The 11,973-nt window shown below is 60.7% G+C and carries 11 protein-coding genes; 6 read left to right on the forward strand and 5 right to left on the reverse strand.

Going from position 1 to position 11,973, the window contains the following annotated elements:
* Positions 1-170: 170 nt before the first annotated feature.
* Genes SC318_RS03465 through SC318_RS03475 form a run of 3 tightly spaced genes read left to right on the forward strand, consistent with a single transcriptional unit; the run spans position 171 to position 3,736 of the window.
* The gene (locus SC318_RS03465; RefSeq protein WP_320429663.1) at positions 171-830 is read left to right on the forward strand and encodes a paraquat-inducible protein A; all 660 of its coding nucleotides are present in this window, start codon (positions 171-173) and stop codon (positions 828-830) included.
* Positions 817-1,440, forward strand: a complete 624-nt coding sequence (locus SC318_RS03470; RefSeq protein ID WP_320429664.1) for a paraquat-inducible protein A — start codon at positions 817-819, stop codon at positions 1,438-1,440. Before SC318_RS03465 ends, SC318_RS03470 begins: the two co-directional genes overlap by 14 nt.
* Positions 1,433-3,736 (forward strand): PqiB family protein, encoded by a 2,304-nt coding sequence (locus tag SC318_RS03475; RefSeq protein ID WP_320429665.1) that lies wholly within the window; start codon positions 1,433-1,435, stop codon positions 3,734-3,736. Before SC318_RS03470 ends, SC318_RS03475 begins: the two co-directional genes overlap by 8 nt.
* A 176-nt stretch (positions 3,737-3,912) precedes the next feature.
* Here SC318_RS03475 and mksF read toward each other — a convergent pair whose 3' ends face one another.
* The 3 genes from mksF to mksB are packed head-to-tail and all read right to left on the reverse strand — an operon-like array spanning position 3,913 to position 8,724.
* Entirely contained in the window at positions 3,913-6,753 is a 2,841-nt protein-coding gene (mksF, locus tag SC318_RS03480; RefSeq protein WP_320429666.1) for an Mks condensin complex protein MksF, read from the reverse strand.
* The gene (gene mksE / locus SC318_RS03485) at positions 6,750-7,457 is read right to left on the reverse strand and encodes an Mks condensin complex protein MksE (RefSeq protein WP_320429667.1); all 708 of its coding nucleotides are present in this window, start codon (positions 7,455-7,457) and stop codon (positions 6,750-6,752) included. Before mksE ends, mksF begins: the two co-directional genes overlap by 4 nt.
* The gene (gene mksB / locus SC318_RS03490) at positions 7,447-8,724 is read right to left on the reverse strand and encodes an Mks condensin complex protein MksB (protein ID WP_320429668.1); all 1,278 of its coding nucleotides are present in this window, start codon (positions 8,722-8,724) and stop codon (positions 7,447-7,449) included. The genes mksE and mksB overlap by 11 nt, the downstream gene beginning before the upstream one ends.
* 187 nt (positions 8,725-8,911) lie before the next feature.
* Between mksB and SC318_RS03495 the strand changes: the two genes are divergently transcribed.
* The gene (locus tag SC318_RS03495; RefSeq protein ID WP_320431183.1) at positions 8,912-9,655 is read left to right on the forward strand and encodes an energy transducer TonB; all 744 of its coding nucleotides are present in this window, start codon (positions 8,912-8,914) and stop codon (positions 9,653-9,655) included.
* A complete protein-coding gene (rimI, locus tag SC318_RS03500; RefSeq protein WP_320429669.1) occupies positions 9,648-10,100 on the forward strand; it encodes a ribosomal protein S18-alanine N-acetyltransferase in 453 nt (150 codons plus the stop codon). The genes SC318_RS03495 and rimI overlap by 8 nt, the downstream gene beginning before the upstream one ends.
* 118 nt (positions 10,101-10,218) lie before the next feature.
* Here rimI and SC318_RS03505 read toward each other — a convergent pair whose 3' ends face one another.
* Complete coding sequence (locus SC318_RS03505) at positions 10,219-10,623, reverse strand: serine kinase/phosphatase (RefSeq protein WP_320429670.1); 405 nt, start codon at positions 10,621-10,623, stop codon at positions 10,219-10,221.
* 139 nt (positions 10,624-10,762) lie between these two features.
* Here SC318_RS03505 and can point away from each other — a divergent pair, with 139 nt between their 5' ends.
* Positions 10,763-11,407, forward strand: a complete 645-nt coding sequence (gene can / locus SC318_RS03510) for a carbonate dehydratase (protein WP_320429671.1) — start codon at positions 10,763-10,765, stop codon at positions 11,405-11,407.
* On the opposite strand, the gene SC318_RS03515 is transcribed toward can, so the two are convergent.
* Positions 11,404-11,925, reverse strand: coding sequence for an SET domain-containing protein (locus SC318_RS03515; protein WP_320429672.1), 522 nt, complete (start codon positions 11,923-11,925; stop codon positions 11,404-11,406). The genes can and SC318_RS03515 overlap by 4 nt on opposite strands.
* Positions 11,926-11,973 lie beyond the last annotated feature (48 nt).

The following is an 11,973-nucleotide window of genomic DNA, read 5'->3' on the forward strand; positions in this document are numbered from 1 at the left end:
GTCGAAAATCACACCGCCTGCAGGCGCGAGCGTGCCCACGACGTTCGCCAACGCTATGCCCTGACATGTCCCCCGTATTCCCTCATCACCCCTGACAAATTTGCACAGTTATTTGTGAACCAGACCACTAGAATAGGCACCTAACCTTTTTTAGAGCCCGAGCCCTATTTATGCCCGATCCGGTTGATGCCCTTCAGGTGTCGGACTTACCCCTGGACGACTTGGTGGCATGTCATGAGTGCGACCTGCTGATGCGCAAACCCGCGCTCGCCCTCGGTGAGAAGGCTCATTGCCCGCGCTGCGGTTACGAGCTCTACGCTCATCGTCATAATGTCGTCGAGCGAAGCCTCGCCCTGGTGCTGGCTGCACTGCTGCTGTACATCCCTGCGAATTTTTTACCCATCATGCAGCTCAATCTACTCGGGCAGTCCTCGGAGGACACCGTCTGGAGCGGCGTAGTCGGCCTGTTCAATACCGGCATGCAAGGCGTCGCCATTGTGGTGTTCCTGTGCAGCATGGCCATTCCCTTGCTCAAATTGCTTTGCCAACTGGGTGTGCTGCTGAGCATTCGCTGGAACATCGGCCGCAGTTACGGACTGCTGTTCTACCGCATCTACCACCATATGAAAGATTGGGGAATGTTGGAGGTGTACCTGATGGGCGTACTGGTGGCACTCGTGAAGCTGGCTGATATGGCCTCTATTACGCTTGGCTTGGGCCTGGCCTGTTTTGTCAGCCTATTGATGGTTCAGATTCTGCTCGAGGTGGTGATGTCACCTCACCAGATCTGGCAAGCGTTGTCAGGAGAGGACGACCATGCGGGCGATTGATGCAGGTATTCTGGTTTGTACTGAATGCCATGAGTTGAACAAGCAGCAAGCAGATGCCGATGAGCAGCTCTGCACCCGTTGCGGTGCGTTGATCCATGCGCGCCGTCCCAATAGTCTCGTACGCACCTGGGCACTGCTGGTTACGGCGGCGATTCTATACATCCCCGCCAATGTGCTGCCCATCATGACCGTCAATTCCCTCGGCCAAGGCGATCCCAGTACCATCATGTCCGGCGTGATCCAGCTGGTACAGCACGGCATGTTTCCGATTGCCGCCGTGGTGTTCATCGCCAGTATTCTGGTGCCTACCTTCAAGCTCGTGGGTATCGGCCTGCTGCTGTTTTCGGTGCAGCGTCGTCAACCGCTGTCCGCGCAGCAGCGCATTCTGATGTACCGCTTCATCGAATTCATCGGACGCTGGTCCATGCTGGATATTTTCGTGATCGCCATCCTGGTGGCGGTCGTAAACTTTGGGCGACTTGCCAGTGTCGAGGCCAATCTCGGCGCTGCAGCGTTTGCCAGTGTGGTGATCTTGACGATGCTTGCCGCAGTAACCTTCGATCCCCGACTGATTTGGGATAACACGGAGTCGGATGACGACCATGAGTGATTTGCCTAAAGCTAAAACCCGCCCTGCGTCCAATTGGTCGGCCATCTGGGTATTGCCCCTGATTGCCCTGATCATCGGCGGCTGGCTGGGATGGCGTGCCTATTCCCAGCAAGGTATCGAAATCCAGGTCCGCTTTGAAAGCGGCGAAGGCATCCAGGTCAACAAGACCGAAGTGGTCTACAAAGGCATGACGGTGGGCAAGGTCAAGGCCTTGGCGCTGGATGACGAAGGCAGCAATCGCGGGGTGATCGCCACCATCGAGATGAACAAGGACGTGGAGCAGTACCTCAAGACCAACACCCGCTTCTGGCTGGTCAAGCCCAGCGTCAGCCTGGCGGGCATCACTGGCCTGGAAACCCTGGTCTCGGGTAACTACATCGCTGCAAGCCCAGGCGATGGTGAGCCCACCCGCAAGTTCAAGGCACTTTCCGAAGAGCCGCCGTTATCCGACGCCAAGCCTGGCCTGCACCTGACCCTCAAGGCTGATCGACTGGGTTCACTTAACCGTGGCAGCCCGGTGTTCTACAAACAGATCCAGGTAGGTCAGGTCAAAAGCTACTTGTTGTCTGAGGACCAAAGCACTGTCGAGATCAAGGTCTATATTGAACCGACCTACGCCAATCTGGTGCGCAAACATACGCGCTTCTGGAACGCCAGTGGCATCAGCATCGACGCCAACCTGTCCGGTGTGAAGGTGCGCAGCGAATCCCTCTCCAGTATCGTCGCCGGGGGCATCGCGTTCGCCACGCCGGAAAATCGCAAGGACAGCCCGCCCACCGATCCGAGCCTGCCTTTTCGCTTGTACGAGGATTTCGACGCCGCCGCCGCGGGCATCAAGGTCAAGGTCAAGCTTACCGACTTCGAAGGCCTGCAGGCTGGTCGTACGCCAGTGATGTACAAAGGTATCCAGGTCGGCAGCCTGAAAACCCTGAAAATCGACCCCGACCTGTCCAGCGCCAGCGCTGAATTGACCCTCGACCCATTAGCCGAAGACTACCTGGTTCAGGACACACAATTCTGGGTGGTCAAGCCATCCATCTCCCTGGCCGGTATTACTGGCCTGGAAGCCTTGGTCAAAGGTAACTACATCGCCATCCGCCCCGGCGACAAAGGCACCCCACCGCAACGTGAGTACGTGGCCCGCGCCAAGGCTCCGCCGTTGGACCTGCGCTCTCCGGGCCTGCACATGGTGCTACTCACCGACAGCCTGGGCTCGTTGGACGTCGGCAGCCCGATTCTGTACAAACAGGTCAAGGTCGGTTCGGTACAGAGCTACCAGTTTTCACGCAAGAAAAAGCAGTTGGTGATCGGTGTTCATATCGAGAAAGAGTATGAAAGCCTGGTCAACGGTTCGACACGTTTCTGGAATGCCAGCGGCGTCACCCTCACCGGCGGACTTACCGGCGGTATCCAGGTGAAAAGCGAATCACTGGCCAGCCTGATGGCCGGCGGCATTGCCTTCGAGACGCCGGAACCGAATGTGCCGCTGAAAAGACGCATCCCGCGTTTCCGCTTGTTTGCCGATCGTGACGCTGCCAATCAACATGGCACCCTGGTCACCATCAAGGTCGATCGCGCCGACGGCTTGAGCCCTGGCACGCCGGTGCGTTTCAAAGGCCTGGATGTGGGCAAGATCGAGAGTGTCGACCTGAGCGCCGACATGCAATCGGTGCTGCTCAAGGCGCGTATCACCCAAGTGGCCGACCGCATTGCGCGGGTTGGCAGCCAGTTCTGGGTGGTCAAGCCCGAGCTGGGCCTGATGAAGACGGCAAATCTGGAAACCCTGGTCACCGGTCAATACATCGAAGTGCAGCCGGCTGCGAAAAACGCCGGCCCGCAGAAGAGTTTTGTCGCCCTTGCCCAGCCGCCGGAAGCCGTGCACCAGGAGGCGGGCCTGAGCCTGACACTCAGCGCCGCACGCCGTGGTTCGCTCAAGGAAGGCGTGCCGGTCACCTACCGTGAAGTTACCGTGGGCAAGGTCACCGGCTACGAGCTGGGGCAGACCGCCGACCGCGTACTGGTGCACATCCTGATCGAGCCCAAGTACGCGCCACTGGTACGCAGTGGCAGCCGCTTCTGGAACACCAGCGGCTTCGGACTCGACTTCGGTTTGTTCAAGGGCGCGACGGTGCGCACTGAGTCTCTGGAAACCCTGGTTGCCGGTGGCATTGCCTTCGCCACGCCTGATGGCGAACGCATGGGCAACCCGGCGCGGCCGCAGCAGACCTTTGCGCTGTTCGACAAGTTCGAGGATGAATGGCTGACTTGGGCCCCCAAGATTCCACTCGGCAAGTAGACCGAGGCGCAGCTATCGGGGGCAAGCCCCCTCCCACACTTTGAATGTATTCACAAATCAGAATGTGGGAGGGGGCTTGCCCCCGATGAGGCCCTCAAACTCAATACAAAACGCCAGCCCACAAAAAAGGCCGCGATCCAAAAGATCGCGGCCTTTTTGCATTTCAGCGCTACACGTCAGACTTCGTCCAACTCCGGCTCATCTGCCTGCACGTTCAGGGTTGCCTTCACCACATCGTGACGACGGATATATTTCCAGTCCGCCTCATCGATGTAGATCCCGTTCGGCCCGCTGCCGCCTTCCAGGTCGATCGCCACCTGGGCGGACACCTGCGGCTTCACGCTGGCCAGGATCGGCACGAAGCCCAACTGCAGGCTGGTTTCCAGCAGCGCTGCCTGGTTCTTCTCATCGATATCCGCGGCCTCGTCGAGGTAGTACGGCAAGCGCACACGGCCAGCCTGGTCGCGGTCCATCAAGTGCAGCAACAAGTACATGTTGGTCAGCGCCTTGATGGTCATGGTGGTGCCGTTGGACGCGGCGCCATCGATGTCGGTGTGGATGACCGGTTGGCCGTGCACCTTGGTGATCTCGAACGCCAGCTCAAACAGGTCCTTGAGGCCCAGTTGGTTATGGTTGGCCGCCACGAGGCGGGCCAGGTATTCCTTGGCCTCTTCGTTCTTGTTGTCCTGTTCGGCGCTCTGGCTGAGGTCGAACACCGACAAGGTCTCGCCTTCCTCATATTGACCAGCGCTGTGGATGATCTGGTCGATATGCTTGAGGGCTTCCTTGTTCGGCGCCAGCACGATGCGAAAGCTCTGCAGGTTGGAGACCTGGCGCTTGTTGATCTCGCGGTTGAACAACGCCAGTTGGTGCTCGAGGCTGTCATAGTCGCTACGGATATTGCGCAAGGTTCGCGCGATATCGGTGACCGCCGCACGGCGCGCCTTGCCCAGGGTCAATGCCTCATCGGTGCGGTGGGCATAGGCGTTGATCAACAGTTGCAGACGACGCTCCATGTCATCCTCGCTGTCGAACTTGGCCACGCCCTTGAGGCGTACCTGGGCATACAGCGCTTCGATCTGACCATCGGCGCGCAGCAAACCTTGCCAGCTGTCCTGATAGTCGTTGAGCAGCGGCAGCAGGTTGTCCATGGAGTCGTCGACCGGGTCCATGAACGGCGTGCCGAACGGCAGGTCTGCCGGCAGCAACTGGCGACGGCGCAATGCGTCATCGAGCGTACGCTGCTTGGCTTCCATATCGCCGATCTGCCGGCCGACCAGTTGCAGCTTGGCCGACAGCTGCTGGACGCGCTCGGTGAACGCATCGCTGGAGCGCTTCAATTCGTCCTGGGCCGCTTCCATCTGCGCGAGGCTTTCCAGCTTCTCGCCTTCTTCAGCGCTCAGGGTCTGGGTGCGGCGGAAATCTTCCAGCGCCTTTTGCGCATCCAGTACCTGCTGGTACAGCGCTTCAGTCTGGGTTTTGCTCGCCGCTCGGTCAGAAGCGACCGCATGTTGGGTTTTCAGTTGCTTGAGTTCTTTTTCCAGGCGCTCTTTCTGGTCGCGCAATGCCGCGCGATCGGCCAGCGCCTGTAGAGCCGGTGGCTCGATGTGCGAGATGTCGATGGACAGCCCTGGCACTTCGAAACGCTCGCCCTTGAAGCCATCGAGGATCTGCTCCAGGGATTTGACCCACTGGCCTTCCTCGTCCAGCGTGATGCCGTGCTCGCCCAGCGGCAGGCTGAACAACGAGCTGTTGAACAGGCGCATCAGGCGTTCCACGTCCTGCTGCGAAAACTCTTCGCGCAGTTTGGCGTAGCTGTTGTTGTCTGCGTGATCAAGTTGCTGCTTGACCGACTTCAAGCGTTTTTCCAGGTCGCGCAGGCGCTCGTTCAGGTCCTCGGCGCTGAACTGACGGGACTGTGCCAGCGCCCCCGCCAACTCATCGTGAGCGTCCTTGGCCGCCAGCAGTTGCTGCTCCAGCACCTTCACGTCGTCGACCAGCGCGAAGCGATGCTTGAGCACCGACAGCTCGCCCAGCCAACGCTGGATGCCGCTGATCTCGCGCTCCAGGCGCATCAGCTCCTGGGTGCCGCCACGCTGGTCGTTCTGCAGGGCGTCCTGCTCGTTGCGATAGTGTTCGGCCTGAATCGTCAGCTCTTCCTTGCGCGCGCTGGCGTAATCCGACCAGGTGCCCAGCAGCGAATCCAGCAAGGGCGACAGGCGATGCAATTTGCCGCGCAGAATGTCGCGCTGCTGCACACCGTTGGCGAGTGCCTCGACCAAAGGCCCGGCGGCTACCAGCGAGTGGTAGTCCTGCTCCATGCGCCGCACATCGCGGAAGGCTTCTTCGCACGCGGCGATGTAATCGACGCTGCCGGAGCGCAGGCTGTGTTCGAACGCATCGAGGAACAGTTGCTTGAGCTTGGCCGCAGTGATTTCGCGCATGTGCAGCAGGTTGATGAACAACGCACGGAAGGTCTTCAGGCTCTGTTCGCTGGTAGAGCGCAGCGGGATCAGCGTCAGGTCCAGCGGAATCGACGTGTGGCCGCCTACCAGCAAGCGACGCAGTTCGTCGGGCTTGAGCTCATAGGCTTTCAGGCCTTCGCGTTCAAGATTGGTGAACAGCTCTTTCTGGCGCAGGCAGGTGTCATTCTTCTGATAGTGGGCCAGGTCCAGCTTGCCGGCGTAGGCAAAGAACTGGTGACCAAAACCACCGCCCGGGCCGCGCCCGACCACGCCAATGACGTGCGGGCCGTGGGGCAGCGAGACTTCCACCAGGATGTAGCTGGTGTCGGTGGCAAAGTAGAAGCGCCGCGATTGCTCCAGCGTGTATTTGCCGAAACTCATGTCCGACATGCGCGCCAGGATCGGGAACTGCAAGGCGTTGATCGACGCAGACTTACCCAGGTTGTTCGCGCCATACACCGACAACGGTTCTTCCAGCGGGAACAAACCCAGGCTGTAGCCGGCGGTGTTCAATAGGGCGAAGCGGCGTATGCCGTAGCGTTCCTTACTCATGCGTCGGTCTCCTGTTCTTCGGCAATCGCACGGGCGAGGGCGTCTTCTTCGCTTTCTTCAGCGAAGTCGCTCAAGTCCAGCGGGTCATCGGTCTGCAGCAATTTTTCATCGCTGTCTTCGTCGACGATCACCGGCGCCGGCAGCGGCAAGACGCTGTGCACACTGGCGGCGAGGTCACGGTCCTGCTGCACCGACAGGCACACATCGAGGAAGCGATGCATCGGCGGCAGGAAGCGATAAATGCCGTTGTCTTCGCTGGCAAAGCCCAGCTGGGTCATGCGGCGCATGATCTTTTCTTCGAGTTCTTCCTGGGTCTGTACTTCGGCCTGGATAAACAGGTCGCGATACTTCTCCAGCAACGACGGCAGCTCATCTCGGCCCAGGCTACCGCCATCGAGCACGGCAACCGGGTCGCGGCCCTGGTCGGCCAGATGCTCAACGATGATGAAGGTGAACAGTGCCAGGCGCTGGGCGGTCTTGTTCACCTGCGCGGCGGCCACGGCGGTGTCCGGCACGAAGTAGTAGAAACCGCGGGTATCGCAGACCAGCTCAAAGCCCAGGGCCTTGAACAGCGTGCGGTACTGGTCCTGGAAATTCGACAGTTGTGCGTACAGCTCCGGGTCGCGGCGACTGACGTGGTAACCCTTGAACAGCTCGCGAAAGATCGGCGCCAGCTGGGACAGTTCGGATAGATCAAGATGCATAAGGCGTGCTCGCAGAATTCTCGGTGGCGTCAACGCCGGCCGGGAGCAGGGCGAAGGAGCGCAGGCTGACCTGGTGCTCGTGGGTGTGGTAGTCGCGACGCTCCAGGCGTTCGCGCTTGAAGCGTTTTTCCCGCGAGAGCCGCGAGAACCAGTACAGCAACTCGTCGGTCGCGCCGTCCGGTTCCTGCTCCAGCAGCCAGGTCATCAGGTCCGGCATTGGCAGGGCGTCTTCGCAGCGATCGAGCATTTCCTTGACCGTTCGCGGCGCACGCTGGGCTTCGCCCTTGTGGGTTTTGTGCGCCTTGGGGAAACGCGCCGGTTTGGGCTCGAAGTTCGCCAGCGCATACACATACGCCTCGACCTGGCTGGCACTGCCCAGGAAGGTGCTTTGCGGTCGGGTGAACATCGGCATGGCAGCTTGCGGCACCGCGTCCAGGCCCTTGCGGCGGATCGCTGACAGGGCCAGGGCCGCGCCACGGGTCACGGCGTTGTGCCGACGGGCTTCTTCGCGCAGCGGCAACAGCAGCTCGCGCGCGTGACGCAAGGTCAGCTGGGCGCTGGTCTGCATCTCGAGGATGCGCGCGTGGGTGCGCAGCAGCATGTCGTCGTCCACCAGGTGGCCGAGACGCTGTTGCTCGGTGAGCATGCGCAGCAGCACGTTTTCGACCTTGCGCACGCCTTGCTCGAACGCGCCGTCGGCGTTCACCAGCTGGATCATCGGTTCGACGTATTCGTCCCAGGTGGCCAACACCTCGGCGTAACGCTGGCGCAACGGGATCTGCCGGTCGCTGGTCTTGGCTCGGTCGGCCACGGCAGCGAGGGCCTGCTCGTCGTTGGCGAGTTTTTTCAGTACATCCCGTACGCGCATATCCAGCAGGCGTAGTTGCCGGGCCAGGTCGTGGCCGTCGCGGATGTCGAAAGCGTCCTGGATGTAACCTGCCAGGCGCTCAAGGTGGCGCAGGTAGGCTTCGATTTCCAGGCACAGGCCAAGCCGGTGCTCCTTGCGAAGATAGGCGAGAAAGTCGTGGATCTGCGCGTTGAGCTCGAAACGGTTCGGGCTCTTGGCCACAGGCACCAGGATATCCAGGCGAATCCACACGTCCAGCAGGCTGGTGATGTCCTGGGGCGTGCTGTCCAATTGTTGGGCGGCCAGTTGCGCGCGCAGCTCGCCAAGGCTCAGGGTGCCTTGGTCGAAGTGTTCGCACAGTGGCTCAAGTAAGGCCCAGTGTTCGGCGAGGGCGCGCAGGACGCGCTTGGGTTCGATCATGGGAATGGCCGGCTGGTTGGCGATTAAAAGTCGCGATTGTACTGCATCGGGCGCGGGATTTATCCACAGCCGGTCAGCGCGCAGTGGGCGATTGTTGTCGAACAGCGGTAGAATCGCCGCTCTTTAGTTATCCACAAGTGGCCGAGCTGTGCTTATCGAGTCCCGACGTCGCGCTTACTTGACCGCCATGCAGGTGGTCAACTGGCTGCCCCGCACCGAACTGCCGTTTGCCGCGCCGTCGCGGCCCGAGCTGTTGCAGGCGCTTGAGCCCTATGAGGCGTTCGAGTCTTCCGGCGAGGAGGCAGCGGCCCCGGTTGCGGTGGTCAAGCCGGTGCCCGAAACACGGCCGACGGTGGAGCGCACCAAGATCGAGGTGCCGCGTCCTTCTCCTGTGGCCAGGGCGGTCGTCACCGAAGAAGCCGCGCCTGTGGTCAAGGCCCCGGTGGTACCGCCACCGCGCTTTGCCCTGCAACTGCTGCGTGCCGGGCGCTGCCTGCTGTTGGTGGAGTTGCCCACTGGCGAGCGCTTCCAGTCGCGTGACCCTGCCTACCTGCTGCTCAAGGACATGTTGCGCGCCGCCGGCCTGCCCGACAGCCCGCAAATCGTCGGCGACCCGGTGCGCTGGCCGCTGTTGGTGCGCGGCACCATGGACCAGGGCCCGGAAGCGGCGCGGGATTTCGTACAAAGCTTTGTCTCGGCACGCCTGGAAGACGAACCGTGCGTCTGCCTGTGGCTGATCGGCCTGCCCGCCGTGCGTTTTGCCGGCGAGGCCGATGCCGAGGCCTGGTACCGCGAACTGCAGGTCGAAGGCCTGGGTTCGGTATGGGCCCTGCCGGGCCTGGAATTATTAATGGAAGAGCCACAGCGTAAGGCTGATGTCTGGCAAGCCATGCGCCGGCTGATGGCGCGCTGGAAAACAACCGATGAGTGAGGCTTTATCCTTCCGCCCGATGACCGAGGCTGATCTTGATGCCGTGCTGAAGATCGAATATGCGGCGTTCAGCCACCCATGGACCCGTGGCATCTTTCTCGACGGGCTGGGCAAGTACCAGATCTGGCTGATGTTCGAGGGTGAGCAGCAGGTGGGGCATGGCGTGGTGCAGATCATCCTGGATGAGGCGCACCTGCTCAATATCACCGTTAAACCGGAGAATCAGGGCCGAGGCCTGGGTCTGGCGTTACTGGAACATTTGATGTCCCGCGCCTATGCGGCCAATGCCCGAGAGTGTTTTCTGGAAGTGCGCGACAGCAATACCGGTGCATTCAGGTTGTATGAACGCTATGGCTTCAATGAAATTGGCCGTCGCCGGGATTACTACCCCACCGTGGGGGGCCGCGAAGACGCGGTCGTCATGGCCTGCACTCTGGTCGACTGATCGCCGACCTCCATGTGGGAGGGGGCTTGCTCCCGATTGCGGTGTGTCAGTCAACTTATGCAGTGACTGATACCCTGCTATCGGGAGCAAGCCCCCTCCCATGTTAAGCGCTGTTGTGTCAGGGTTTCTGGTTGAGCGGGTCCAGATCCGCCAGTTCGGCCTCATCCAGGCCATTTCCGCCGCCGATGTCATCTTCATCGACCACGCTCAGATCGTAGTCCGCCGCGCCGCCTTCACCTTCCTCCCGCGCATCGCGCGAGCCATCGTCACGAATCAGCGTTTCCGGGCTCATATCATCATCGGTCGACTCATGGTCATCGACCGAAGCCCCGGTCAGCCCGGCTTCGCGAACCCGTTCGTCGGGCATCAGATGCTCGCGTTCGCCCGGTGGGAGCTCATCGCCGATTCCCGCTGTCTGGTCTTGCTGATCAAAATCGAGCTCGCGCATCGAACCCATGCGGTCTTCAGTATCATCAATCGGTTCGGGCTGCGTAGCGCCGTAGGGACGTCGTGATTCAGTCATGGCCAATCCTCATACTGTGGGGCTTATAGTGTGTGGACCGGTACTGCGCCGCAAAAATTCAAGCTAATTTGCGCCAGGCGTGACCCGGACGAGGGGTTGTCAGTCACAAAACTGCGCATCATTCCTGAGGCTTTCCCTGATGAACGAACTACAAGACCTGCTAGACAACAACGAACGCTGGGCGGATGCGATCAAACAGGAAGATCCCGACTTCTTCGCCAAGCTCGCCCGCCAGCAAACCCCGGAATACCTGTGGATCGGCTGCTCCGATGCGCGCGTACCGGCCAACGAGATTGTCGGCATGTTGCCGGGCGATCTGTTCGTGCACCGCAACGTGGCCAATGTGGTGCTGCACACCGACCTCAATTGCCTGTCGGTGATCCAGTACGCAGTCGATGTGCTCAAGGTCAAACACATCCTCGTCACCGGTCACTACGGTTGCGGCGGCGTGCGCGCCTCGATGCAGGACCGCCAGTTCGGCCTGATCGACGGCTGGCTGCGCACCATTCGGGACCTCTACTACGAAAACCGCGACGTGCTGGCCCAATTGCCCACTGAAGAAGAGCGCGTAGACCGCATGTGCGAGCTGAACGTGATTCAGCAGGTGGCCAACGTCGGCCATACCAGCATTGTGCAGAACGCCTGGCACCGCGGGCAGAGCCTGTCGATCCATGGCTGCATCTATGGCATCAAGGATGGTCGCTGGAAGAGCTTGAACACCACCATCAGTGGCTTTGAGCAGTTGCCACCGCAGTACCGTCTGCGGCCGCTGGGCGAAGCCTAAATCCGTTTATGCTCGCGCCACCAGGCCATGAAGGCCTGGCCCTCGGCGTTCAACGGCTCCTTGCTGCCGGTGATCCAGCCCCGGCAGTTCAGCTCGCCGCAATGGCAGGCGAACTGCCGGGACAGCGCGTCTTCAGTGGTGGCGTAGTCCACAGTCAATGCGGTGCCGGCGGGGATGGGCTGTACGCTCCAGAGTTCCAGGTAAGTGGCGTCGAGGAACACGTTCGGGCTGCAGGAATGTCGTAACAGGCCGCAGAACCAGGCGTCGTACAGGTGTATGCGTGGCGATAGCTGCAGCGTATGCAGGCGTTGTTCACTGACCGCATAGCCGGAAACCCTGGCGATGCGCACGCGGCTGTCAAATCCCACGCGGGCTATTATTCCAGCGATCCCCTCAGCGTCGTGCACGATCTGAAATTGCTCGGTCGAGGGGTAACCCTGATCGACGCGCAGCGTCTTGAATGGGTAAAGGCAGTCAATCACAGCCGCTTTAGCCTTATCCATGGCTCGAGTTTTCATGATTCTCCTGCAGCAAATGGGCGCCGCTCAAGACTCTCCGAAGTCGTG

The sequence above is a fragment of the Pseudomonas sp. MUP55 genome (assembly GCF_034043515.1).
GTDB lineage: Bacteria > Pseudomonadota > Gammaproteobacteria > Pseudomonadales > Pseudomonadaceae > Aquipseudomonas.

Bases quoted from the DNA above. Each gene is read 5' to 3' on its own strand.
- SC318_RS03465 (WP_320429663.1), top strand. From the start codon at position 171: ATGCCCGATCCGGTTGATGCCCTTCAGGTGTCGGACTTACCCCTGGAC.
- SC318_RS03470 (WP_320429664.1), top strand. From the start codon at position 817: ATGCGGGCGATTGATGCAGGTATTCTGGTTTGTACTGAATGCCATGAG.
- SC318_RS03475 (WP_320429665.1), top strand. From the start codon at position 1,433: ATGAGTGATTTGCCTAAAGCTAAAACCCGCCCTGCGTCCAATTGGTCG.
- mksF (WP_320429666.1), bottom strand. From the start codon at position 6,753: ATGAGTAAGGAACGCTACGGCATACGCCGCTTCGCCCTATTGAACACC.
- mksE (WP_320429667.1), bottom strand. From the start codon at position 7,457: ATGCATCTTGATCTATCCGAACTGTCCCAGCTGGCGCCGATCTTTCGC.
- mksB (WP_320429668.1), bottom strand. From the start codon at position 8,724: ATGATCGAACCCAAGCGCGTCCTGCGCGCCCTCGCCGAACACTGGGCC.
- SC318_RS03495 (WP_320431183.1), top strand. From the start codon at position 8,912: ATGCAGGTGGTCAACTGGCTGCCCCGCACCGAACTGCCGTTTGCCGCG.
- rimI (WP_320429669.1), top strand. From the start codon at position 9,648: ATGAGTGAGGCTTTATCCTTCCGCCCGATGACCGAGGCTGATCTTGAT.
- SC318_RS03505 (WP_320429670.1), bottom strand. From the start codon at position 10,623: ATGACTGAATCACGACGTCCCTACGGCGCTACGCAGCCCGAACCGATT.
- can (WP_320429671.1), top strand. From the start codon at position 10,763: ATGAACGAACTACAAGACCTGCTAGACAACAACGAACGCTGGGCGGAT.
- SC318_RS03515 (WP_320429672.1), bottom strand. From the start codon at position 11,925: ATGAAAACTCGAGCCATGGATAAGGCTAAAGCGGCTGTGATTGACTGC.